The organism is Sulfitobacter sp. G5_S2_6_S6 (genome assembly GCF_054968505.1).
In genome coordinates, this window is the sequence record NZ_JBQKUI010000007.1 from 99,016 (window position 1) to 123,780 (window position 24,765).

Here is a 24,765-nt window from a genome sequence, read left to right on the forward strand (position 1 = left end):
CCTTAGAATCCTCTGTGCTTGGCGACCTGGGCAGCGTGATAGCCGTAGTCCCCGAGCCATTCGGCACCCACACGGGCGCGCTTCATGTAAAAGCCGATGTCAAAGGCGTCCGTCATGCCGATCCCGCCATGCATCTGCACCCCTTCGATCACCGCCAGCTTGGCGGTCGATGTCGCACGGGCCTTGGCGAGCGACACGGCCATCGTCGCATTGTCGGGGTCTTCGTCCAGCTTGCGCCCCGCGTGCAACACGGCAGAGGCGGTGACTTCCGTCTCGCACCACAGATGGGCGGCGCGGTGTTGCAAGGCTTGGAAGGTGCCGATCAACGTGCCGAACTGCTTGCGTTCTTTCAGGTAGCCGACGGTCATGCCAAAGGCGCCCGCAGCAACGCCTGCCATCTCGGCGGCGAGGGCGGCCTGCCCTGCCTCGATCGCGGGTTTCAGCACGGTCATGGCGTCATCGACCTGACCCAACACATCGTCGCCCGTTGCTTCGACGTTATCAAAATCGATGCGCGCGGAATCGCGTGCGTCGATCATGTTCTGTGCGTTGCGTGTGATGCCCGCACGGTCTGCGGGAATGTCGAACAGGGTCAGCCCGTTGTCTGTCTTGGCCAGCACCAGCAAACGGTCCGCCAAAGCACCATCGACGACAAAGGTCTTCTTGCCCGTCAGGCGAAAACCATTGCCTTCCGCCGTGGCGGTCATTGCCGTGGCATCCGGGTTGAACTTCGATGTCTCATCCACCGCCAAGGCATAGGTCGCGTCGCCGCTGGCAATCTTGGCCAGCGCGGCCTCGGCGCGCGCATCGCTGACGTGGCGCAGGGCTGTCGCCGCGATCACCGCCGTCGACAGGAACGGGCTGACGGCCAGCGTCTTGCCCATTTCCTGCGCCAGGATACCCGCAGCAGCATGGCCCATATCAACGCCACCGGCACTTTCAGGGACCAGCACACCGGCCCATCCCATCGCGGCCATCTCTTTCCACATCTTCGCGTCATGGGTCTGCCCGGCATCGCGCAAGTCGCGGAACGCTTTAACGGGGGCGGATTTATCAAGAAAACCGCGCGCCGAGTCGGCCAGCATGGTTTCGTCTTCTGTTAATACTAGTTTTACCATGATCTTACCCCGGAAGCCCAAGCACACGGCGGGAGATAATGCTCAGCATCACCTCGCTCGTGCCGCCTTCGATTGAATTGGCCTTAGTCCGCAGCCAGTCCGCGGGACGGTTGCCCAAAGGCCCGTCCCATTCCAGCGCGTCGCTGCCACCCGCGGCCATCAGCAACTCGTGACGCTGCATGTTCAGCTCTGTGCCCATGTATTTCAGCATCGCCGAGGCATCCCCCGCGCCGGTACCGGCCTCGGCCTGATCCTTGTAGCGTTCCAGCGTGAGGCCAATGGCAAGCGCGTCCACCTCGCAGCGCATCGCATCGGCACGCAGCACGGTGTCCATTTCTTGCCCCTCGGCCAGAGATTCATTCAGCACCGCCCCAAGCGCACGACCGCCCGACAGGCCCTGCCCCCCGCCCGAGATCATCTCGCGCTCGTGGGTCAGCAGGTATTTCGCCACGTCCCAACCGCGGTTCTCTTCGCCGACGATCCGGTCCTTGGGCACCTTCACATTGGTAAAGAACGTCTCGCAGAAGACCGACGCGCCGGAGATCAGCTTGATCGGGCGGGTCTCGACGCCTGCGTCTTCCATATCGATCAGCAGAAAGGAGATACCCTTGTGCTTGGGCGCGTCACGATCCGTACGGATCAGCGCGAAAATCCAGTCGGCTTTATCGGCGTAGGAGGTCCAGATTTTCTGACCGTTTACCAGCCAATGATCGCCCTTGTCCTCGCCTTTGGTCTGGACACTGGCCAGATCCGACCCGGCCCCCGGCTCGGAATAGCCCTGACACCAGCGGATTTCACCGCGGGCGATCGGGGGCAAATAATGCAGTTTCTGTTCATGCGTGCCAAAGTGCAGCAAGGCGGGCCCAAGCATCCAGATACCAAAGCTTTGCAACGGGTTGCGCGCCTCGATCCGGTCCATCTCTTCTTTAAAGATCTTTTCCTGCGCGCGGTTCATCCCCGCCCCGCCGTATTCGACGGGCCATGTGGGCACGGTATAGCCCTTGGACGCGGCGCGCTCCATCCAGACGCGCTGCGCGTCGGATTCGAACTCAAAATTCTTGCCACCCCAGCATATCGATGCTTCACTCGGCTCACCGCCGCGCATTTCGGCCGGGCAGTTTGCCTCTAGCCAATCGCGCAGCTCCGCGCGGAAACCCTCCAGTTCCTGTTCGGACTGCATCTTTTCTCCCCCCTCGTTTTGCGAACTCCAATTCCGCACTGCAAAATTGCATTTCGAAATTCGATTGACAAGACAGTTTCTGAACGCGCCTATTGCTTTGCAAATCTAGAGGAGGAATGACCCGATGAAAGCCATGCTTAGCACTGCCCCCGGCGGCCCCGAAACGCTGGAACTGACAGAGATGCCACAGCCTGAACCGAAGAAAGGTCAGGTGCGTATTCGCATCCGCGCAGCGGGGCTGAACTTCCCTGACACCTTGATTATCAAGGATCTTTACCAGATGAAGCCGCCCCGCCCCTTCGCGCCGGGTGGCGAGGTTTCAGGTGATGTGGACGCCGTGGGAGAGGGCGTTTCCAACGTTGCTGTGGGCGACCGGGTGCTGGCGATGACCGGCTTTGGCGGCTTTGCGACAGACATCATTGTGGACGCGGAACGGGTGCAGAAGATCCCCGATGCGATGCCATATGACGAAGCGTCATGTCTGGTGCTGACCTATGGCACCTCCCATCACGCGCTGAAAAACCGCGCCGAAATCCAGCCCGGCGAATCCTTGCTGATCATGGGCGCTGCGGGCGGCGTTGGCGTGGCCGCGATCGAACTGGCGAAAGCCGCCGGTGCCCGTGTGATCGCTGCCGTATCGTCGGAAGACAAGGCGCAGTTCTGCCGTGATCTGGGCGCGGACGAGACGATCATCTACAGCCGCGACATGGACGACCGTGCGACGCAGAAAGCCTTCTCGGACGAGATCAAGAAGCTGTCGGGCGGTGAGGGTGTCGATGTGGTTTATGACGCCGTAGGCGGCGCCTATGCCGAACCCGCCGTACGCGCGCTGGCGTGGAAAGGCCGCTATCTGGTCGTGGGCTTCCCTGCCGGTATCCCCAAGATCCCGTTGAACCTGACGCTGCTTAAGGGCTCGCAGATCATGGGTGTTTTCTGGGGCGCGCATACGGCACGTGAACCCAAGGTACATGCCGAAAACATGGCCGATCTGTTCCGTATGTATGCGGGTGGCCAGATCAAGCCGCGCATCTCTGCCCGCTATCCGCTGGAAAAAGCTGCCGACGCTCTCAACCTGATGCAGGACCGTAAGGTGCAGGGCAAAGTGGTGTTGGATGTTCAATAAGCAGATAGGACGTTCAAAATGACCAACACACAGATTGTCATCGCAGAGCTGCCCAGCGATTCGCTGACGCCTGCGCATTTCAAACAGACCACCGCCGATATGCCCGTGGCGGGCGACGGTCAGGTGCTGCTCAAGGTGATCCTGATGTCCATCGACGCGGCCAACCGGTCGTGGATGAAAGGCGCGACCTACCGTGCGGCAGTCAACGCCGGTGATGCCATGCCGACCTATGCCATCTGCGAGGTCGTCGAGAGCAATAGCGACCGTCTGGCCGTTGGCGATATCGTCGCGTCAGAGGCAACGTGGTCGAACTTTGTCGTCGCCGATGCGCGCAAATGCGAGAAATTGCCAAAGGTGCCGCAGCTGTCGAACCTGATGTCCGTTTACGGCATCGCGGGCAAAACCGCCTATCACGGGCTGATCTCTGTCGGGCAACCGGTTGCGGGTGAAACCGTGCTGGTGTCGGCCGCCGCAGGGTCGGTCGGCGGCTATGTCGGCCAGATCGCCAAGGCGCTTGGCTGTCGGGTCGTGGGCATCGCGGGCGGAGCGGAGAAATGCAAATGGGTGACGGAGGAGTTGGGCTTTGACGCCTGCATCGACTACCGCGCCCCCGGCATGTCCAAAGCCCTGCGTGCTGCCTGCCCCGACGGGGTGGATGTCTATTTCGACAACGTCGGCGGCACCGTGCTCGAGGCCGCGTTGTTCGCGATGAACGAAAAGGGCCGCATCGTCTGCTGTGGTGCTGTCAGCCAATATGACACCGAAACCCCCACCGGTCCGCGCAACCTACCCGGTCTGGTCGTGGTCAAACGTCTGCGGATGGAAGGCTTTATCGTGATGGACTGGACCCAGAACGACGCCAAGGCGCTGCGCGCGTTGCAGACCTGGGTCGAGGCGGGGCAGATCAAGGTGACCGAGGACATCGTCGACGGATTGGAAAACGCGCCACAGGCGCTGATCGGCCTGCTGGCCGGTGAGAACAAGGGCAAGCGCATGGTGCGTGTTGCCGCGGACCCATCCTGAAGGAGTATCCCATGTCTGCATTGAAAGAGGCACTAGCCCATAGTGAAACGCTGATCGGGACCGAGGTCGGGGTCTCTGACTGGATCACGGTGGATCAAGAGATGATCGACCAATTTGCCAAAACCACCCACGACATGCAGTGGATTCACATCGACCCCGAACGCGCGGCTGCGGAAACGCCCTTTGGCGGAACGATTGCGCACGGGTTCCTGACCCTGTCGCTGGCGAGCCGCTTTGCCTATGATTGCTTTAACATGATGCCCGGACAGGTGATGGGCATCAACTATGGCATGAACAAGCTGCGGTTCCTGACCCCGGTCAAGGCGGGGTCGCGGCTGCGCGGGCGGTTCACGCTGCAAAAGGTGACGGCGCGCAACGCCACCGATATGCTGCGCGAGAATCTGCTAACGATCGAGATCGAAGGCGTCGAGACACCCGCGATGGTCGCCGAATGGTTGGGGCTGGCGGTGTTCAAAGACTAAACACCCACACCAGCGCAAAGACAAAGGGCCGCGCATCCCTGCGCGGCCCTTTGATATTTCGTCACCTCGGTTACCCCGCGGGACAGGCGGCACCCGTCTCGATCCAAGCCTTGGTCAGCTCGCCAAAAATCTCCTGGCTGCCGGGTGCGGGCTCGCGGCCCTCGCCCGGATGCCACCCCCAGCCGACCAGACCGTCTTCGGCGTTATGCTCGTGCAGTTCTTCTAGGGTCTTACCGCCATTGCGTTCCTCGTCCTTGATCTGGGCACAGATTTCGGCAGCCGATTTACCGATCCAGCCCATTTCAATCGGGGCCAGTTGCCAAGGGGTATGCCCCGGGATCGACCCGCCCCCCGCGGCAAAGGTAAAGTTCTGTTCGCCATGACAGGTGTTGCAGCGCATGCCGGGCGCGCCAAAGTCCGCCTCTCCACGTACCACGGGGGGTTCGTGCATCTGCATATCCATCCCTTGGCGTGGGGAGTTATCGACGGGGTGGCAATTCAGGCAGCGTGGATGCCCGATCACCACCATCATCTCCTCGAAAAGCGCGGTGGAGCGTTCTGCCTCCCCCTCGATCGCGTCAAATTCGTCAACCGTGCGCAGACCGTTGACGGTCTCTGCCATGACAGGGCCCGCCATCAGCGCAGTGATGGCCATGATGTTCAGCGTATTTTTCATGACTTACACTCCTACGGATTTGGTAAAGGGCAGTTTGGTAACAGCTTGCCCCGTCAGGGCGCGCCACGCGTTTGCAACGGCGGGACCGACAGGCGGCAAGCCCGGCTCGCCGATGCCGGTGGGGTCGTTATCGCTTTGGACGATCGCGACCTCTACCTCTGGCATCTCGTTGATGCGCAGCATGCGGTAGGTGTCAAAGTTGCGTTCCATGATGGTGCCGCCTTCGCCAAGGGTGACCTCGTCAAACAGCACCGATCCCAGACCATAGCCCGCCCCGCCTTCGATCTGGGCGCGGATGACATTGGGGTTCACGGCGACGCCACAGTCAACGGCGCACCAGATTTTATGCACCTTGGGGAAGCCGCCCCGATCCGAGACTTCGACGATCTGGGCCACATAGGTGTTAAAGCTTTCGTGCACAGCAACGCCGTAGGCACGATCCCCCTTCACCTTAGTGCCGTCCCAACCGGCCAGCGCGGCCACTTTCTCCAACACGCCACGGTCGCGACCGGCGTCGCCTTTCATCAGGTCCAGACGCCCCTGAACGGGGTCTTTGCCCCCTGCTTCAAGCAGTTGATCCAGAAACACCTCGGTCGCGTAACCGGTGTGCGAATGGCCAACCGACCGCCACCAGAGCACGGAAACGGGGCTGTCCTGCCGGACCCAATCCACCTTCAGCGCGGGCAGGTCGTAGGGCATCTTGGTGGCCCCCTCGTAGGACGTGGGGTCCATGCCGTCTTTCATCATGCCTTCCATTGGACCACCGGCCATGATGGATTGGTTCACCACCACGTCATGCCACCCGACGATATTGCCGTCCGCGTCCAGACCGCCCTTCATCTTATGCACGGTCAGCGGGCGATAATAGCCGCCGATCATGTCGTCCTCGCGCGTCCAAAGCAGTTTCCAGGACCCGTTGCCACCCGCGGCTTTCGCGATCTCGGCGACTTCGGCGGCAACATGGGCCGTGGGCTGCGCGCGGCGGCCAAAGCTGCCGCCCGCGAACATCACGTTGATCTGCACATCCGATGGATCGATCCCCAAGGTGGCGGCCAGCGTCGGCTTGTCGAGCGACGGGAATTGCGAGCCCATCCAAAGCTCCGCCTTGCCGTCCGTGACCTCGAGCACGGCATCAAGCGGTTCAAGCGCGGCATGCGCAAGATAGGGAAAGTGGAGCTCTGCCTCGATCACCTGCGCGGCCCCGTCGATCCCCGCCATGGCATCGCCAACCTCTTCCGCGGCACGGCCGCCTTCGGCAGCGGCACGCGAGAAATCCGCATAGATCTGCGCGCTCGACCGAGTTTCGGCTTTGCTGTCATCCCATGACACCTGCAATGCCTCGCGCCCCTTGAGCGCGGCACCGGTGGTCTTGGCATAGACCGCGACCCCTTGCGGGATTTCACGTACCGCGATGACACCCGGCACCTTCAGCGCGTCGGTATCGTCAAAGCTGGCGACAACGGCACCCATCTTATCGGGGTGCGCCACGACCACCGTTTCCATCCCCTCGCGGTAGACATCCATCGTGTATTCGGCCTGACCGGTTGTCTTGGCATGGGTGTCCAGCTTGGGCACATCTGTGCCGATCAGGGTAAAATCCTTGGCCTCTTTCAGCTTGGGTTCGGCGGGGGCGGTCATGGTTGCGGCTTTTTCAGCGAAAGCGCCAAAGCCTGCCTCGGTCCCGTTGGGGTGGGATATCCGCCCTTTCGAGATCGTGATCTCGGACGCGGGCACGCCCCATTCGGCGGCGGCGGCATCAACCAGCATCGCGCGGGCGGCAGCGCCGGCCTTGCGCATCTGCATATAGCTGTTCGCCATCGCGGTGGACCCGCCTGTGCCCTGCAACCCGAACAGCGTATTGGCGTAAAGTTCATCATTGGCAGGCGCGCTTTCGGCACGCATCTGCGACCAGTCGGCATCCAGTTCCTCGGCCACGAGGGTCGCAAGGCCGGTGTTCGGCCCTTGCCCGAATTCGATATGTTTGATCAGCACCGTCACCGTGTCATCGGGGGCGACACGAACAAAGGCGTTCGGCGCGAATGTGGTCGGATCGGCCGCCGGGTCAAAGGCGGTCGCGGCACCGGACTGGGCGCGCGATTTTTCGGGTAGAACAACGCCGATCACCAGTCCGGCAGAAGCAGTAGACAGAAAACCGCGGCGAGAGAGATTAAGATTGGTCATGGCTTACCCCTCCAGCTCTTTGGCGGCGTTCTTGATCGCCTCGCGGATACGGACATAGGTGGCGCAGCGGCAGATGTTACCGGCCATGGCATTGTCGATATCCTCGTCCGTGGGGTTCGGGATCTCGCGCAGCAGCGCCGTGGCGCTCATCACCTGACCGGATTGGCACCAGCCGCATTGGGGCACGTCGATCGCCTCCCATGCCGCTTGAACCGCTTTGGCCTCTGGCCCGTCGACACCCTCGATTGTGGTCACATAGGAGCCTTCAACCATAGAAAGCGGGGTGACGCAGCTGCGGCGGGTCATGCCGTTCAACTCGACCGTGCAGGCACCGCATTGCGCGATACCGCAGCCGAATTTCGTGCCGGTCAGCCGCAGGTCGTCGCGCAGCACCCACAAGAGGGGCGTGTCATCGGGCGCGTCTACGCTCACCTCTTTGCCGTTCAGGGTAAAGTTTATCATGCTGGCTCCTCCTATTGGATGTTGGCTGCTGGCGTGGAATGTTGGGGCTTCCCTCGCAGAGGGAACTAGCCCGCAACCGCGGCGCGTCAATGTGCCCCAACGCAAAAGACGGAGGCAACGCGCGATTGCCTCCGTCCTGACTTCATCAAAGCAAGGTGATGCCTAGCCGGTGGTGTCCTTGACCGGATCCTTCCCGATGAAACGCGCCACCATCGCAAAGAAGTACGGCACGAAAAGAACCCCCAGAACAGTTGCGGCAATCGTACCGGCCAGCACACCGGCCCCAATCGCGGTACGTCCGCCGGACCCCGCACCGGTGCTGAGCACCAGCGGCAATACCCCCAGCGAGAACGCCATAGAGGTCATAATGATGGGGCGGAACCGTTGCCGCGCGGCGTCGATAGCGGCGTCAAAGATGCTTTCGCCCTCTTGCCGTCTGTCGCGGGCAAACTCGACAATCAGGATCGCGTTTTTCCCCGTCAGGCCCACAACAGTCAGCAGCCCGACCTGAAAGAAAACCCCGTTTTCGAACCCGCCCAGATAGGCGCCGGTCAAGGTCCCCAAAATGCCGATTGGCATGGCGAGCATCACGGCAAAGGGGATCGACCAGCTTTCATAAAGCGCCGCCAGCGCCAAGAAGATCGCCGCCAGGGACAGACCGTACAGCAAGGGGGCCTGGTTGCCGGATTCCTGTTCCTCCAAGGACAACCCGGTCCAGGCGATCTGGAAGCCGGGGGGCAACTGGGTGACCAGACGTTCAAGCTCTGCAATTGCCTCGCCTGTGCTGACCCCTTCGGCGGGAGAACCCTGGATCTGCATCGCGGGGATACCGTTATAGCGGTTCACCCCCTGCGGCCCGTACGCCCAGCTTCCTTCGGCAAAGTTAGAGAAGGGCACCAGCCCCCCGCTGTCATTGCGCACGCGCCATTTCTCAAGATCCGACGGGGTCGCGCGGGCAGCGGCCTCGCCCTGCACATAGACCCGTTTGATCCGCCCCTCATCGACAAAGTCGTTCACATAACGACCCGCCCAGGCGACGGTCAGCAGGTTGCCCACATCCGTGGCACTGACCCCCATCGCACCGGCGCGGCGCCAGTCGATATCCAGATTGAACTGCGCCGCATCTTCCAACCCGCTGGGGCGGGCAGAGGCGATCAGCGGGCTTTGCGCCGCCATCCCCAAAAGCTGATTGCGGGCCTCCAGGAGCTGTTCGTGGCTTTGACCGCCGCGGCCTTGCAGGTAGAAATCAAAGCCCGACACGTTGCCAAGCTGGCTGACCGAGGGCGGCACGATGGGGAAGACCATCGCATCCTGTATCTGGCTGAAGGCACCAAAGGCCCGCCCCGCCACCGCCTGCACGCTTTGCGCCGCCTCTGTGCGTTGCTCCCAGTCTTTCAGTCGTACGAAGACCAGACCAAGGTTCTGCCCTTGGCCCGCAAAGCTGAAGCCCACTACGCCGAAGACGGATTCAACGACGTCGCCCTCGTTTTCCAGATAGTAGTTCTCGACCTGTTTGATGACCTCAAGCGTGCGTTCCGCCGTCGCCCCCGTGGGGGCCTGCACCAGTGTGAACAGCGTGCCCTGATCCTCGGCCGGCAGGAAGCCTGCGGGCGTGCGCATGAACAAGAACACCATCGCCGCGATGATCGCCAGATAGACCAGCCCGACCCGCAGCGGACGCCGCACGAGCCAGCCGACCGTGCCGGTATACCCACCAAGTGTCTTGTCAAAACCGCGGTTGAACAGGCCAAAGAACCCGCGCCGCTTCTCGTGGCTGCCCTGCTTGAGCAGAGACGCACAAAGCGCGGGCGTCAGGGTCAACGCGACCACCACCGACAGCGTCATCGCCGAGATGATGGTGATCGAGAACTGCTTATAGATCACCCCCGTCGAGCCGGGGAAAAACGCCATCGGCACAAAGACCGCCGACAGAACCACCGCGATCCCGATCAGGGCGCCGGTGATCTGGTCCATCGACTTGCGCGTCGCCTCAAGCGGGCCGATGTGTTCCTGCTCCATGATCCGTTCGACGTTCTCGACGACCACAATCGCGTCATCGACGAGCAGACCAATCGCCAGCACCATGCCCAGCATCGTCAGCGTATTGATCGAAAAGCCAAAGGCCGCGAGCACGCCAAAGGTGCCCAGCAATACAACCGGCACCGCCAGCGTCGGGATCAAGGTGGCGCGGATGTTCTGCAAGAACAGATACATGACGATGAAGACCAGCACGATCGCCTCGATCAGGGTCTTGATCACCTCTTCGATAGAGATTTTCACGAAGGGCGTCGTATCGAAGGGCACGACATAGCTCACGCCTTCGGGGAAGAACGCCGACAGTTCCTCGATCCGCTGTTCGACGGCGGCGGCTGTATCCAGCGCATTGGCACCGGGGGCAAGGCTGACCGCCATGCCGGTCGCCGCATTACGGTTGTAGCGCGAGATCGTGGCATAGCTTTCCGACCCGATCTCGACCCGCGCGACATCATTCAGCAGCACCAGCCCGCCGTCGGTTTCTGCGCGCAGCACAATCTGGCGGAAATCCTCGGGGCTTGTCAGCAGAGATTGCGCGGTGATCGTGGCGTTCAGCGCCTGCCCTTCGACGGCAGGACGGCTGCCAAAGGATCCCGCTGAAATCTGCGCGTTCTCGGCTGAAACCGCTGCCACGATGTCGGACGGGGTCAATTCAAACGCGGCGAGCTTCACCGGATCAAGCCAGATGCGCATCGCGTATTGCGCCCCGAACACTTGTACGCTGCCTACGCCTTCGACGCGGCTGATCTCGTTCACCAGATTGGATTGCATGTAATCGCCAAGATCGGTGGCGTCATACTTCCCGTTCTCGCCAATCAGCCCGATCACCATCAAGAAGCCGGCAGAGGATTTTTGCACCGTGATCCCCTGCCGCTGCACCGGTTCCGGCAACAAGGCAGAGGCTTGCGACAGTTTGTTCTGCACCTGCACCTGCGCGATATCGACATCTGTGCCGGTCTCGAAGGTCAGCGTAATGCTCGCCCCGCCTTCGCTGGTGGACGACGACGAGATATAGCGCAGCCCGTCCAGACCGGTCATCTGCTGTTCGATCACCTGCGTCACCGTATTGGCCACCGTCTGCGCCGAGGCACCGGGATAGGACGCGCGCACAGCCACAGAGGGCGGCGCGATCTGCGGGTACTGCGCCACGGGTAGGTTGAGGATCGACAAGACGCCGATACCCATGATGAAAATCGAAATCACCCATGCGAAGATGGGGCGGTCAATAAAGAAACGGGCCATGCAAAACGCTCCGGCTTTTGGTTATTCGGCGGGTGCCGGTGCGGCGTCCTCGGACTTGGCGTCTGGGGCGGCTTGCTCTTGCGGAGTAACGGTCGCACCGGGCGCGGCCTTTTGCAGCCCCATCACGATCACACGGTCGCCCGCCGATAACCCCTCGCTCACGATCCAGTCCGATCCGCGGTCCTGCAGCACGGTCAACTGGCGCTGTTCGACGACGTTGTCGCCGTTCACCACCATCGCCAGCGGCTGCCCGCGACGGTCGCGGCTTACGGCTTCTTGCGGGACAAGGAAGGCACCTTTCGCGATCCCCGTGGGCATTTCAACGCGCACATACATGCCCGGCAGCAGCAGACGGTCGGGGTTGTCAAAGGCCATCCGCAGCACGACGACACCGGTTTGCTGGTCCACATCGGGTTCGGCGGCGGTCAGCGTACCGGTCTGGTCATAGATACTGCCATCGGCCAGCGTCAGCTTGACCTCGCGCGGGGTATCGCCAAGGCGCTTTTCCGCATTGCCGCGCCGCCAATCCAGCAGTTCGGCCGCTGATTGCGTCACATCGACGTAGACCGGATCAATGTTGCGGATCACGGCCAGAGGGCTGGCCTGACTGTTGGTCACCAAGGCACCGGGGCTGGTCAGGGACCGCCCGATCTCGCCCGATAGACGGGCGCGGACCTGCGTGTGATCCAGCTCGATCTGGGCAGAGCGCAGCCCCGCCTGCGCCGCCTGAAGCGAAGCCGCCGCGCTGTCGCGTGCCGCTACCGCCGCATCCAGCGCCTGATCGCTGGCAACATTGCGCGAGGATAGTTCCTCGAGCCGCTTGGCCTCCCGCTCGGCAGAGCTGGCTTGCGCCTGCGCCTGCGCGACCGATGCCTGCGCCTGCGCGACAGCGGCCTCGTAAACGATGGGATCAATTTTAAACAGCACATCGCCTTCCGCCACGGGCTCACCCTCGGCAAACAGACGCTCTGTGATGATGCCGGCTACCTGCGGGCGCACCTCTGCCTCGGCAGAGGCGACAACGCGTCCGGGCAAGGTCGTGGCAAGCTGCACATCCTGCGGCTGCATCGTCATGACGGTGACGGCAGCGGGCGGGCGTTCGCCCTGCTGCGCCGTTGCGGGGACAGACACCGCACAAATAGCCGTTGCAAGGGCGGCGCAGCGCAGCCCGGAGATCAAGGAGTACATTCTGACGATCCTGTCTTTTAGTTCAAATCGAAAGCACCACCGCGGGGTGCTGTGGATGGGGCGGACAAATTGCCCTATTTTTCCGGTGCCGACACGGGCGACGGCGCCGTCACCTTGGGCCCGCAGGTGGCACGGGTTTCTGCCGGTGCAGCGGCTGCGGGCCGAGGCTGGATCTTGCGATAAACCAGAAACGACACGCAAGCTACCGCGCCCATCATCGGGATTAGGGTTGCCATAGCCAAAAGCGCATTGCCCAGCAAGGCACCAAGCGACCCGACCAACAAACCGGACCCCATCTGGATAAAGCCCAGCATCGACGCCGCCGCCCCCGCAGCCCGCCCAAAGGGGGCAAGTGCCGCGGTGGACATGGCAGGCATCACAAAGGCAATCCCGAAAGAATAGGTCGCGACCGGCACCATCACATGCAGAAAGCTCGGCGGCCAAAGCAGCAGGGTTAACGTCCCCAGACTGCCCAAGGCCACAAACACCAGCCCCGGCCCGACCAGCCGGTCTGCCGAAAACCGGCCCATCAGCTGACGCACCAACAAGGACGCGGTAAAGAAGCTGCCCGATTGCGCCAACATCGACGCCCCGAATTGCGCAGGCGTCAGCCCGACCTCGTCCATCAGGATAAACGGCAGGAATGTCGCCTGCGCATAGAGCGCCCCAAGTGCACCGCCCATCACCAAAGCGGCGGATAGGAACTGCGGATTGCTGAGCAAAGCCTTGTAGGTCCGGCCAAGCGCCTTGAAATTCAGGCGCGAGGGGTCTGCGGTCACGGTTTCTTTCATGGAAAAAAGCGCGACCCAGATCACGAGGAAACCGATCACGGTCATCAGCAAGAAAATCGACTGCCAACCAAACACCGGCAGCATCAGCCCCCCGATGGTCGGGGCCAGCGCCGGACCAAGAGCTAGAATAATCCCGATCAGGTTCATGATCCGCGACGACCGGTCATCGGTGAACAGATCCCGCACCAATGCCCGCGAGATCGCGATGCCCGCGGAGGCACCGATGCCTTGCAGGAAACGCGCGCCCATCAGAACCTCTACCGTGGGCGACAGGGTCGCAGCGACACTGGCCACACAATAAAGCGCCATGAAGGCAATCGTGATCGGCCGCCGTCCAAGCGCATCCGACAGCGGCCCTGCGATCAGCTGCGCACAGGCGAAGCCCCCGAAATAAAGCGTCAGCGTCAGCTTGATCGCGGATTCCGTGGTGTCAAAGACGCGCACCAGCTCTGTCATCGCGGGCGTATACAAGGCCATCGATACAGGTCCGATGGCCACCAGAAGCGCGCCGATCAGACTGACCCGCCGTTCTGACATAATGGGCGTTGTCATTCGGCGGCCTCAGATTTGCACGTCGCCCCGCGGGACGCCGACAGGTTCTGTCGCAGGGTCAAGGCCGTGGCGCGGAAGGTCTGCCACTGCTCTGGCGTCAATCCTTCCGAAATGATTGTCTCTACCCGTGCGCCGGCCTGTGCGATCTGCGACAGGATGTCATTGGCTCGCGGGGTCAGGGACGCGATCTTGGCGCGGCGGTCATTCGGGTCGGCGGTACGGGCAATCAGCTCTGCCGCTTCCAGACGGTCCAGAAACCCCGTGAGGCTCATCGGCGTCATGCCAAGACTTTCAGCCAGCATATGCTGCCGCGTCGCCCCGCAGCGCGCCATATGCGCCAGCACCCGTGCCTCTGCCGCCGTCACAGGAAGCTCGGCGGCTTCGATCTCGCGCTCGAATACGCCACGGCTGAGCCTGCCGATGTCGCTGATAAGGAAACCAAAGCTGTCGGGGTTGATCTTGGTACGCATGTCTTGTCCGCTTTTAATATGTTTACCTTATTATATAGCGCACTGATACATCTTGAACCAAGTGTCAATTCGACCCTGCCCCAAAAAAACGTGAGGTTACCACGGTAAAGCTGTCAAATGCGGCGCAGCTCGAACCGGGATCGGTAGCGCACGGGCTTTCCCGGCAGCAGCAAACAATCGGGATACTCGGGGTGGTGCGGGGTATCGGGCCAGAACTGCGGCTCGATCGCAAGCCCTGCCTGGGGCCCATAGGCGCCTCCGTCCACGCCCAGATCCGCACCTGTATCAATATGCGCGCCGTTATAGAGCTGCACCCCAGGTTGATCTGTCAACACATCCAACTGTAGACGTTGAGTGCTTAACCGGCACGCAAGCACCATCTGGTCCCCGCCTTGGGACAGGCAAAAGTTGTGATCCAGCACCGGCCCGATGGCGCGCGCATGGCGATAGTCGAATTCGCTGCCCGCTACCGAGACGGGCGCGCCTAACGGGAGTTGAGCGTCATCCACAGCAAGGTAACTGGTCGCGGGCACCATCAGGCGGTGATCCGACAGATCCGCCGATCCCGACAGGTTCCAATAGCCATGAAAGGCGGGATTGAAATAGGTGGGCTGATCCGCCGCGCCCGTCATCTCGATCTCTAGATGTCCTGCAGTATCAATCGTGTATGTAACAGAGGCGTCAATATTCCCGGGAATCCCGCCCAACCCGTCGGGGTGGTGCAGCTCAAGCCGGCAGCCCGTGGGGGTGACATTGGTAAAGCGCCAGTTCCGGCCAGAATACCCCGCGACGCCGCTGTGCAATGTGGTCCGTCCTGCTTCGTTTTGATCAAGCTGATGCCGGATGCCCGCAATCTCCATCTCTGCGCCCGCGATGCGATTGGCGACCGGACCGACCACCGCGCCGAAGTACTGCATGCTGCCAAGATAGGCAGCCACGTCGCGCCCGCCCAGTAGCAGCGAATGCGATTCCCCCATGACGCGAAGCTCTTGAATCGTTGCCCCCCAAGACAAAACGGAAATCGACGTACCGCCATTGCTGATCTGATGCCGGACGATCTTTTCACCCTCTGGCGTTGTGCCGAAAACCGTTGAATCGGCTTTATTTTTCTTGCTCTGTGCCGTCGTCATCGAATGGTCCCTTTCGTCTATTCAACTGCTCAAACGAACATCTAATTAGCCTAAATGCCTAAGTATTTAACCGAGATCGCCCCAATTATGACAAGTTTCGCCATCAGATAGAAAACAACAGAAACAGCCATACCGAGCTGTTACGGACAAGTAGTAAGGCAAACAAATGAAAATTCTTGCGGTAGATGACGACCCAATCATCCTAGAGCTTTTGTCGCATTTCATTGAAGGCATGACAGACCATACACTGGTCACTGCCGAATGCGCTGCCGATGCACTTGAGGCGATCAAGGACAACGCCCGCGCCCCGTTCGACAGCTTCCTTCTGGATATTCAGATGCCGGTCACCGACGGTATCCAGCTGGCCAGCCAGATCCGTGCGATGAAGCAATATATGGATGCGCCGATCCTGATGCTGACCGCGATGTCCGAAAAATCCTATATCGACGCCGCCTTCTCTGCCGGTGCGACCGACTATGTGACCAAGCCGTTCGAAATGACCGAGCTTAAGGCGCGGCTGTCGCTGGTTGAACGCGCGGTTGACGGGTTGGCAACCCGCACGAGCAAAGTGTTCGCGGCCAAGGCGGTTACCCATCACGACGGTCGGCCCGAACGCGCCGTGCAATTACACGAGCCGATGGCGATCCATGATGTGAACAACCTGATCGAGTTCATGGCGCTTGAGAACTATGTGCAGCAATTGTCGCGCAGCGACCTGTTCGGCTCGATCTGTTTTGCCTTCAACATCCGCGATGTCGAAATCTTCCACGAAAACATGTCGAACTTCGAATTCTGCAGCATGCTCAGCGATGTCGGAGAGATCATTTCGGATACGCTGGAAGGGTGCCAGTTCCTCATGTCTTACGCAGGCGGCGGCACGTTTGTATGCATCACAGAAAGCGGCTGGCGCCCTGATCCAAAGCTTTTGGCGAATAATATCAACATTTCGCTGGCAAAAACCGAATTGTTCGATAACCGTGGTCAACACATCAACCCACGTATTTGCGCCGGCAAGGCGGTGCGGTTGATGTGGAAGACAAATTCCTCGGTCATGGATGCGCTGTCAGAGGCGCATGCCTCTGCCGAAGAAGCGACAGCCAACTACCAGAAGGTCCAGAACGACTTCTGGAATGTGGGGAGAACAGCGTGATGCACAAGAAGCTGGAGTTACCGGGGATCGAGCGTATTCGCGCGCGGTTCCTCGATATGCTAGAGCAGCGCCAGCGTGCGCTGGCCGAGCACGCACTGGCCGCCTGGGAAGGCAGCACGCTGCAAGAGATCAACGATAACCTCGCCGAAGCCCGTACCATTCTGCACCAGATCGCGGGCACGGCCGGTTCTTTAGGGTTCGACGATCTGGGTACCGTGGCGCGCGACAACGAGCTTGCGATTGACGCGCATCTGGATGGCCCCAAGGGCAAGATCGCCAACTGCCCGACCGAGATTATCTTTGGTCTGGATGACTTCCTAAAATCCTCCGAAGCTTTGATTGCCGAACAATCCGCGCTGGAATCCGCCTAAACGGTCCTTTGCGCTTCCGGCCCCCACGGGCCATTTGCCGTTGCAGCGCCTCGCGCTCCGGCGATGCGGGGTGTGCCCCGCTTTCCCAGACATCCCATTGATTTCCGCACCATGATGTAGGACGTTCGTCGCGCAACGAATTGCCCCTAGTCGAAAGCGGAACTGCACCATGACCCAACCCCATATCCTGATCGCAGGCGGCGGTATCGGCGGCCTAGTACTGGCGCTTTCGCTGCACCAGCTTGGCCTGCGCTGCACCGTTTATGAACAGGTGCGCAGCTTGAAACCGCTGGGTGTGGGGATCAACATCCAGCCCAATGCCGTGCGCGAGCTCTTTGATCTGGGGTTGACCGAAGCGCAGCTTGACGAAATCGGCGTGCCCGCAAAGGAATGGGCGCTGGTCGGGCAGAAGGGGCAAGAGATTTACGCAGAGCCGCGCGGCACCGACGCAGGCTATCGCTGGCCGCAATATGCCGCGCATCGGGGCCAGCTGCATATGCTATTGTATCAAACGCTGGTGGACCGCGCTGGTGCCGAGGCCGTGCAGCTTGGCGCCAAGATCACCGGATACACCCACGGGCCAGCGGGTGGCGTAACCGCGCATATCGCCCATGCCGACGGGTCACAGACACGTGCCGAGGGCACCCTGCTGATCGGTGCCGACGGGATACATTCCGCCGTGCGTGCGCAGATGCATCCCGATCAGCCGCCGATCCACTGGGGTGGTGCTTTGATGTGGCGCGGCACCTCGCGGGCAAAACCGGTGCGCACGGGGTCTTCGTTTGTCGGGCTTGGCGACCACCGCCAGCGCATGGTGATCTATCCGATTTCAGCCCCCGATGCCGAGGGCTATGCCACCATCAACTGGATCGCCGAAGTCACGCTGGACGAGACCGAGGATCGCAAAAGCGGTTGGTACCGTCCGGCGGAGCTGTCGGACTTTGCACATCACTTTGACGGCTGGACTTACGATTGGCTGGATGTCCCCGCCCTGCTGCGCGGCGCGACAGAGATTTACGAGAACCCGATGATCGACCGAGATCCGATCCCCACATGGGTCGACGGCCCTGTTGCCCTGATCGGCGACGCGGCCCATGCCATGTATCCCACGGGATCGAACGGCGCGAGCCAGGCGATCATGGACGCCCGCCATCTGTGCGCGCGCTTCCTGCAAGACGGGGTAACCCCCGCGGCGCTGCGCAGTTTTGACGACGCTTATTGCGGACCGATATCAGAGCTGATCCTACGCAATCGCGGGGCCGGTCCTTTCGGGCTGCTGAACATGGTGAACGACCGTTGTGGCGGTGCCTTCGACCAGATCGACGACGTGATCCCTCCTCAGGAACGGGCCGAGTATATGGCGCAGTACAAGACCGCAGCAGGATTTGCCGTTGATCGGTTGAATGCTTCTGACCCTACTTTGCCCCAGGTCGCACGCCTTACATAGTAAGCCCCTAGGATCACCGCGTATTTTTTGGGCAATGCCAAAAACGTGAGCGGCAAAAAAGTTATCTTACTAAAATTGTCGGGTTGACCTTCCCCGCGATACTGTTCAGGTATTGCGCATAATTTCCATGCCTCCGGCGCGGCCCGTCGATCCGCAATTGTCGACAGCATCCGCAGGCGCGATCCGTCAAAAGGAACTGAACGTATGACCCGCAGCTTGATGACCTCTGTGCTTGCATTGACCTTGGCCTCCCCCGCTTTGGCGGTAGAGAAGTCCGAGGTGATCGACACATACGCCGACATCGCCGAAGCCGCCTACGGCGACAGCCTGATCACAGCCCAAGCGCTGGTCGACGCCGTGGATGCCCTGATCGCAGAGCCCTCCGCCGACACGATGCAAGCCGCCCGCACCGCGTGGCTGGCAGCGCGCGTCCCCTACCAGCAGACCGAAGCCTACCGTTTCGGTAACCCCATCGTTGACGACTGGGAAGGCAAGCTGAACGCCTGGCCACTGGACGAAGGTCTGATCGACTATGTTGATGCCTCATATGGCGGGGCCACCGATGAAAACGCCGCCGCCGCGTTGAACGTTATCGCGAACGCGACCTTCACACTGTCGGGCACCGAAGTTGACGCCAGCACAATCACCCCCGACTTCCTTGCCGAAACCTTGCACGAAGCCGACGGGAACGAAGCCAATGTGGCGTCGGGCTACCACGCGGTTGAATTCCTGCTCTGGGGGCAGGATCTGAACGGCACGGAACACGGGGCCGGTGGGCGTGACTGGACAGACTACGCCACGGGCGAAGACTGCACCAATGATAATTGCGACCGCCGCGGTCAGTACCTCAAGGCTGCTGCCGATCTGATCGTGACCGATCTGGAATATATGGTTGCACAATGGGCCGAAGGCGGTGCCGCGCGCACCAACCTGACCGACAACGAAGACGGCGCGATCTCGGCGATGCTGACAGGCATGGGGTCGCTGTCTTACGGTGAGCTCGCGGGCGAACGCATGCGCCTTGGTCTGATGCTGAACGACCCTGAAGAAGAGCATGACTGCTTCTCGGACAACACGCACAACAGCCACTATTACGACGGTCTGGGCATCCAGAACGTGTACCTCGGAGCCTATGCGCGTACCGACGGCACGCTGGTCACCGGCCCGTCCCTGTCCGATCTGGTCGCTGCCGAAAACGCTGATCTGGATGCGGAAATGCAGCTGAACCTGTCGACCACCATGCGCAAGCTTGGCCAGATCAAGACCGCTGCCGAAGCGGGCATGTCCTATGACCAGATGATGGCGCGCGGCAACAAGGGCGGCGAAGCCTTGGTCATGGGGGGGGTGAACGCCCTGATCGCACAGACCAAGACCATCGAACGCGTCGTTGCCACACTCGGCGTCGATGACGTGGCGATTGAAGGCTCCGACAGCCTCGATAGCCCCGGCGCCGTGTTCGAGTAATACCCCGTTTTCATGAGTTCCTCCTCCCACTGAAAGTAAACAAGAATGAAGAAACTAGCTCTCGCCGGTTGCGCTTTGGCGCTGACCGGTGCCACTCCCCTTTTGGCTCAAGAACAGGCATTTGTCTGGGGCGGTGAGTTTGAAATCGGCGTCGACAGCACCGTCACATCCGATGATCCTGCAGGCGAGTTGACCGATAACTACGCCAGCCTTTCGCTCGCCTTCGAAGCTGGTGTCGCGACCAGCATCACGCTGTTTGGTGAAGTGACCCTGGAAAGCGTCACAGACCCGGCCGAGACCCGTCAGTTCGACGATCTGGGTCTTTATGTGAACGAACTTGGCCTGCGCTTTGATCTGGCCGCAGGCGAGCTGAGCGTCGGTAAAGTAAGCCCGACCTTCGCTGTTGCATGGGACGCAGCCCCCGGTTTCTACGGCACGTCGCTGGCCGAAGACTATGAGTTGTCCGAAGTGATCGGTGCGACATTCGACATGCCCGTCGCCGCCTCCGGCGGGGTTCTGTCCTTTGCGCTGTTCTATGCGGATGACACGGCGTTCAGCGACTCGCTGGGGACAAAACGCGGCCGCAACACCACCGCGGACGGCGGCGCGGGTAACACCGGCAAGCTGAACAACGTGGCGCTACAGTACACGCAAGAAGTTGGCGACACGACCTATTGGGTTGGCGGGCGTTTCCTGACCGCGGGTGACAGCGATGTATCCGACGAAAAAGGGGCCGTCATCGGGATGGCGCATGACTTTGGCAACGGTTTCGACCTGATCGCCGAAGTGGCCTATTTCGACGGGTTCGCAGGCACGGGCGAGGATTCCACCTATGCGACATTGGGCGGTTCTTACGTTCAGGGGCCGTGGGCCTACTCTGCCAGCTACACCGGCATCGACAACACCGCGAATGGTTACGACGATTTGATCACCGTGGGTGTAGACTACACGTTCGAGAATGATATGTCGCTTGGTGGTGGCGTCGGCTTCTACGATGTAGACGGCAACGACTTTACCGCTGTCGGGGCATCGCTGGTGATCCCCTTCTAATATCGAAATAGGGCAGAATATGCATTTCCTCCGGTCTTTTATCCCTCAGGCCCTGGTGATGTCCCTGCCCCTATTGAGCGGTCCGGTCTACGCCGGGCCGCTTGATGAACCCCATCTGGATATCATCCCGCGTACCGCCGATGAGACGGCCCGTATCGCCGATGTGACCGCCCCACCCGACAGTTTTGACGCCCCCAGCCCGTTCGAGGTGAACAGCGGCGGCGCGGCCACCGTTCGCCCGCGCATGAACGCCGATGCGTTTTCGCAGGCCTCGGGTAATATGTCGTTCGAGGACGAGCTGACCTTCAAGCTGGGCAATGGGCTGTTTCGCAAGCTGTGGGTGTCGTCGCCTTCCTCGACGCTGGCCTCTGACGGGTTGGGGCCCTTGTTCAACGCGCGGTCGTGCCAAAGCTGCCACATCAAGGACGGGCGCGGCCACCCGCCCGAGGGCCCCGACGACAGCGCGATTTCCATGTTCCTCCGCGTGTCTATTCCGGGCAACGAAGACGCCGGCAACATAAAAGAGATCGAAGGGTATCTGGCCACGCTCGCCGAACCCACCTACGGCACGCAGATGCAGGATTTCGCCGTCTCGGGGCATAGTGCCGAGTACCGCTTGCAGATCGATTATACCGAAGTCCCCGTGACCCTGTCGGGCGGGCAGGTCGTGTCCTTGCGGCACCCGACATACACCGCGGCTGATCTTGGCTATGGTCCGCTGCACCCCGACGCGATGCTGTCGCCCCGTGTGACGCCGCAAATGATCGGGCTTGGGCTTCTCGAAGCGATCCCTGCCGCGGATATTCTGGCGCTCGCAGACCCGAATGACGCGGATAGTGACGGTATTTCGGGCCGCGCCAATATCGTCTGGTCGCAGGAATACAACATGCCGATGCTGGGCCGTTTCGGGCTCAAGGCCGGGATGCCCACGATCCGCGAACAATCAGCTGGGGCCTTTGCGGGCGATATCGGCATCTCTAACCCGATCTTCGGCGATCCGTTTGGCGATTGTTCGACCATTCAGGATGCCTGCGTAAACGCGCCTCATGGGGCCGGTGACGTGCGCGGGTTCGAGATTGACGCTGAAGGGCTGGATCTGGTCACCTTCTACAGCCGTAACCTTGCCGTGCCCGCCCGTCGTGACGCGGACACACCCGAGGTGCTGCGCGGCAAACAGGTGTTCCATGAGACGGGCTGCGCCGACTGCCACCAGCCCAGCTTTGTCACCCATCGTCTGAAGGACCAGCCAGAGCAAAGCTTTCAGCTGATCTGGCCCTATACCGATATGTTGCTGCATGACATGGGCGAAGGCTTGGCCGATCACCGCCCCGAGGCCCGCGCCACCGGCACCGAATGGCGCACCGCGCCGCTGTGGGGGATTGGCATGACCGAAACCGTATCGGGACATACGCAATTCCTGCACGACGGGCGCGCGCGGTCACTGCTGGAAGCCGTGCTTTGGCATGGCGGAGAGGCCGAGCCCGCCAAGAACCGCGTCATTGACATGCCACCCGCAGACCGTGATGCTTTGATCCACTATCTGGAAAGTTTGTAACATGAAAAAACTGGTCCTCGCCCTTGGTCTTTTCTGCGCACCATTGGGTGCTGCGGCCGAGGTAGGCTCCGCCGTTTTGCGCGATGTGGTCGATCATCACATCCTGCCCCGCTATACCACACTGGCAGAGCGTACGGATGCATTGGCCGCCGTTGCCCAGCAGAATTGCGCTGCCGATGACGCCGCGTTGCGCAATGCCTACCACGAAGCCTTTGACGCGTGGATCGCGGTGAGCCATCTGCGTTTTGGCCCGTCCGAGACCGACAACCGCGCCTTTGCGCTGGCCTTCTGGCCCGACAGCCGTGGGGCCACACCCAAAACGCTCGCGGGGCTCATCACGGATGCCGATCCCGTGGGCCGTGACGCGCAGGCTTATGCCGATGTTTCCATCGCGGGGCGCGGTTTCTATGCGCTCGAATTCCTGCTGTATGACGACCAGATCAGCACGATGGGCGATGCTGGCTATCGCTGCGCCTTGGTGCAGACGGTAACTGCCGATATCGCCACGCAGTCCCAAGCCATTCTGGACGGCTGGACCTCTGGCTATGCCGAGGCCCTTGCCACCCCCGCCGAAGGAGGTCCCTACCGCAGCACCGAGGAAGCCGCGCAAGAGCTTTTCAAGGCGCTGAACCTCGGGCTGGAATTTACCGCCGACACCCGCATCGGACGCCCCATGGGCAGCTTTGACCGCCCGCGCCCCAATCGGGCAGAGACGCGGCGATCGGGGCGGTCTTTGCGCAATGTCGTGGTCGCGCTCACCTCTCTGCAGGATCTGGCGGAGCGGTTGGCGGCGGATGACGTGGCCGTGGTGGCCGCCTTTGACGACCGGTTTGACGAGGCGCTGGCAATCGCTGCCGACCTGGACGACCCTGTGTTCGTTGGAACGGCCAAGCCGCAATCCCGTCTGCGTGTAGAGGTGTTGCAGCAGTCTGTTGCCGCGATCCGCGATGTGGCCCGCCAAGATCTGGGCCCGCATTTGGGCGTCGCTTCGGGCTTTAACGCATTGGACGGAGATTGATCCCATGACCAACCGCCGCCATTTCATTGCAGGGATGCTGGCATCAGGATTGGTGCCCGCCCCGACTTGGGCCGATGCGGGTGGGCCGGCCTATCTTGCCGCTGCCGGTCTGCGCGATGGCAGCTTTGTGCTCTGCGGCATTGACGCGGCGCTTGAGGTGGTGTTCGAAATCCCCCTGCCCGGTCGCGGCCACGCGGCGGCGGCGCATCCGTCCAAGCCGCAAGCTGTCGCCTTTGCACGGCGCCCCGGCAATTTCGCACTGGTGATCGACTGCATGTCGGGGCGGGTCAAGGCCACGCTGCACGCGCCCGAGGGGCGGCACTTCTACGGGCACGGGGCTTTTTCCGCCGACGGGAGCCTGCTTTACACGACCGAAAATGACTATGCCAACGGCATCGGACGCATTGGTGTCTGGGACGTGGCGCTTGGCTATGTACGCGTCGATGAATTTGCCAGCGGCGGTGTCGGCCCTCATGATATCAAACGTCTGCCCGGTGGCGACACGCTGGTCGTGGCGAACGGCGGGATTGATACGCATCCCGATTCAGGGCGCGCCAAGTTGAATATCCCCACCATGCGGCCCAACCTCACCTACATCAACGACCGTCGTATTCTAGAGCAGATAGAACTGCCCCATGACATGCACCGCAACTCGATCCGGCATCTGGCCGTAGGGTCCGACGGGCGTGTCGCTTTCGGGATGCAATGGCAAGGCGACGGCGATGCCCCCGCGCTTGTCGGGCTGCATCAGCAAGGAGAGACACCGCTCTTGCTGGACGGTGCCGAAGATATGCACGGGTACATCGGCAGTATTGCCCTGTCGGACGACGGGTCCGAGATTGCCGTAACCTCGCCCCGTGCCGGTTTGGTGCAGGTATTTGACGCAGCAACCGCGTCATACACCCGTAGTATCGCGCTTACCGATGTCTGCGGTGTTGCCGCGGCACCGGAAGATTTTGTTGTGACCAGCGGTACCGGTATCGTTCAGCGTCTCTCTGGCAGGTTGAACCCGGAAAAACCGCTGATGTGGGACAATCACCTCGTCCGGCTTTAAGCCC

21 protein-coding genes are annotated in these 24,765 nt (G+C 61.4%); 11 read left to right on the top strand and 10 right to left on the bottom strand.

From position 1 onward, the window contains the following. Nucleotides 1-2: 2 nt before the first annotated feature. Nucleotides 3-1,118: an acyl-CoA dehydrogenase family protein gene (locus tag ACTRWK_RS12670; protein ID WP_235208564.1), complete on the bottom strand. Its 1,116-nt coding sequence runs from the start codon at nt 1,116-1,118 to the stop codon at nt 3-5. 4 nt (nt 1,119-1,122) lie between these two features. Beyond that, on the bottom strand, nt 1,123-2,298 hold the full coding sequence (locus ACTRWK_RS12675) for an acyl-CoA dehydrogenase family protein (RefSeq protein WP_005849108.1): 1,176 nt from the start codon (nt 2,296-2,298) through the stop codon (nt 1,123-1,125). 124 nt (nt 2,299-2,422) lie between these two features. On the opposite strand from ACTRWK_RS12675, the gene ACTRWK_RS12680 reads away from it, so the two are divergent. From ACTRWK_RS12680 to ACTRWK_RS12690, 3 genes are read left to right on the top strand one after another with little or no spacing between them, the layout of a single operon-like run. Continuing rightward, nucleotides 2,423-3,421 (top strand): NADPH:quinone oxidoreductase family protein, encoded by a 999-nt coding sequence (locus ACTRWK_RS12680; RefSeq protein ID WP_009824306.1) that lies wholly within the window; start codon nt 2,423-2,425, stop codon nt 3,419-3,421. A gap of 18 nt (nt 3,422-3,439) precedes the next feature. Continuing rightward, nucleotides 3,440-4,444 carry an NADP-dependent oxidoreductase gene (locus ACTRWK_RS12685; protein ID WP_288960691.1) on the top strand — a complete coding sequence of 335 codons (1,005 nt, stop codon included), beginning with the start codon at nt 3,440-3,442 and terminating at the stop codon, nt 4,442-4,444. An 11-nt stretch (nt 4,445-4,455) separates the two neighbouring features. Next, entirely contained in the window at nt 4,456-4,926 is a 471-nt protein-coding gene (locus ACTRWK_RS12690; protein WP_005849103.1) for a MaoC family dehydratase, read from the top strand. Between the two features lie 70 nt (nt 4,927-4,996). Here ACTRWK_RS12690 and ACTRWK_RS12695 read toward each other — a convergent pair whose 3' ends face one another. The 8 genes from ACTRWK_RS12695 to ACTRWK_RS12730 all read right to left on the bottom strand — a co-directional run bounded on the left by ACTRWK_RS12695 (nt 4,997) and on the right by ACTRWK_RS12730 (nt 15,652). Beyond that, nucleotides 4,997-5,602, bottom strand: coding sequence for a hypothetical protein (locus ACTRWK_RS12695; RefSeq protein WP_005849102.1), 606 nt, complete (start codon nt 5,600-5,602; stop codon nt 4,997-4,999). Nucleotides 5,603-5,605: 3 nt separating this feature from the next. After that, nucleotides 5,606-7,783 carry a xanthine dehydrogenase family protein molybdopterin-binding subunit gene (locus ACTRWK_RS12700; protein ID WP_289082018.1) on the bottom strand — a complete coding sequence of 726 codons (2,178 nt, stop codon included), beginning with the start codon at nt 7,781-7,783 and terminating at the stop codon, nt 5,606-5,608. 3 nt (nt 7,784-7,786) lie between these two features. Further along, nucleotides 7,787-8,245: a (2Fe-2S)-binding protein gene (locus tag ACTRWK_RS12705; protein WP_009824309.1), complete on the bottom strand. Its 459-nt coding sequence runs from the start codon at nt 8,243-8,245 to the stop codon at nt 7,787-7,789. 162 nt (nt 8,246-8,407) lie between these two features. Next, entirely contained in the window at nt 8,408-11,521 is a 3,114-nt protein-coding gene (locus tag ACTRWK_RS12710; RefSeq protein WP_289082017.1) for an efflux RND transporter permease subunit, read from the bottom strand. A gap of 21 nt (nt 11,522-11,542) precedes the next feature. Beyond that, nucleotides 11,543-12,709: an efflux RND transporter periplasmic adaptor subunit gene (locus tag ACTRWK_RS12715; RefSeq protein WP_037941872.1), complete on the bottom strand. Its 1,167-nt coding sequence runs from the start codon at nt 12,707-12,709 to the stop codon at nt 11,543-11,545. 74 nt (nt 12,710-12,783) lie between these two features. Next, nucleotides 12,784-14,052: a multidrug effflux MFS transporter gene (locus tag ACTRWK_RS12720; protein WP_064216649.1), complete on the bottom strand. Its 1,269-nt coding sequence runs from the start codon at nt 14,050-14,052 to the stop codon at nt 12,784-12,786. Beyond that, the gene (locus tag ACTRWK_RS12725; RefSeq protein WP_005849095.1) at nt 14,049-14,522 is read right to left on the bottom strand and encodes a MarR family winged helix-turn-helix transcriptional regulator; all 474 of its coding nucleotides are present in this window, start codon (nt 14,520-14,522) and stop codon (nt 14,049-14,051) included. Before ACTRWK_RS12725 ends, ACTRWK_RS12720 begins: the two co-directional genes overlap by 4 nt. Before the next feature lie 113 nt (nt 14,523-14,635). Next, entirely contained in the window at nt 14,636-15,652 is a 1,017-nt protein-coding gene (locus ACTRWK_RS12730; RefSeq protein ID WP_289082016.1) for an aldose epimerase family protein, read from the bottom strand. 166 nt (nt 15,653-15,818) lie between these two features. Between ACTRWK_RS12730 and ACTRWK_RS12735 the strand changes: the two genes are divergently transcribed. The 8 genes from ACTRWK_RS12735 to ACTRWK_RS12770 all read left to right on the top strand — a co-directional run bounded on the left by ACTRWK_RS12735 (nt 15,819) and on the right by ACTRWK_RS12770 (nt 24,761). Further along, nucleotides 15,819-16,802 carry a response regulator gene (locus ACTRWK_RS12735; protein ID WP_037942088.1) on the top strand — a complete coding sequence of 328 codons (984 nt, stop codon included), beginning with the start codon at nt 15,819-15,821 and terminating at the stop codon, nt 16,800-16,802. Next, nucleotides 16,802-17,173, top strand: a complete 372-nt coding sequence (locus tag ACTRWK_RS12740) for an Hpt domain-containing protein (protein ID WP_005849092.1) — start codon at nt 16,802-16,804, stop codon at nt 17,171-17,173. Before ACTRWK_RS12735 ends, ACTRWK_RS12740 begins: the two co-directional genes overlap by 1 nt. A 169-nt stretch (nt 17,174-17,342) precedes the next feature. Beyond that, nucleotides 17,343-18,620 (top strand): flavin-dependent oxidoreductase, encoded by a 1,278-nt coding sequence (locus ACTRWK_RS12745; protein WP_289082015.1) that lies wholly within the window; start codon nt 17,343-17,345, stop codon nt 18,618-18,620. 204 nt (nt 18,621-18,824) lie between these two features. Continuing rightward, complete coding sequence (locus ACTRWK_RS12750) at nt 18,825-20,084, top strand: imelysin family protein (protein ID WP_037942083.1); 1,260 nt, start codon at nt 18,825-18,827, stop codon at nt 20,082-20,084. A gap of 45 nt (nt 20,085-20,129) precedes the next feature. After that, nucleotides 20,130-21,134 carry a porin family protein gene (locus ACTRWK_RS12755; RefSeq protein WP_005849086.1) on the top strand — a complete coding sequence of 335 codons (1,005 nt, stop codon included), beginning with the start codon at nt 20,130-20,132 and terminating at the stop codon, nt 21,132-21,134. 58 nt (nt 21,135-21,192) lie between these two features. Beyond that, a complete protein-coding gene (locus tag ACTRWK_RS12760; RefSeq protein WP_289082014.1) occupies nt 21,193-22,689 on the top strand; it encodes a di-heme oxidoreductase family protein in 1,497 nt (498 codons plus the stop codon). 1 nt (nt 22,690) lies between these two features. Continuing rightward, the gene (locus ACTRWK_RS12765; protein WP_289082013.1) at nt 22,691-23,707 is read left to right on the top strand and encodes an imelysin family protein; all 1,017 of its coding nucleotides are present in this window, start codon (nt 22,691-22,693) and stop codon (nt 23,705-23,707) included. 4 nt (nt 23,708-23,711) lie between these two features. Then, nucleotides 23,712-24,761: a DUF1513 domain-containing protein gene (locus tag ACTRWK_RS12770; RefSeq protein ID WP_009824322.1), complete on the top strand. Its 1,050-nt coding sequence runs from the start codon at nt 23,712-23,714 to the stop codon at nt 24,759-24,761. Nucleotides 24,762-24,765 lie beyond the last annotated feature (4 nt).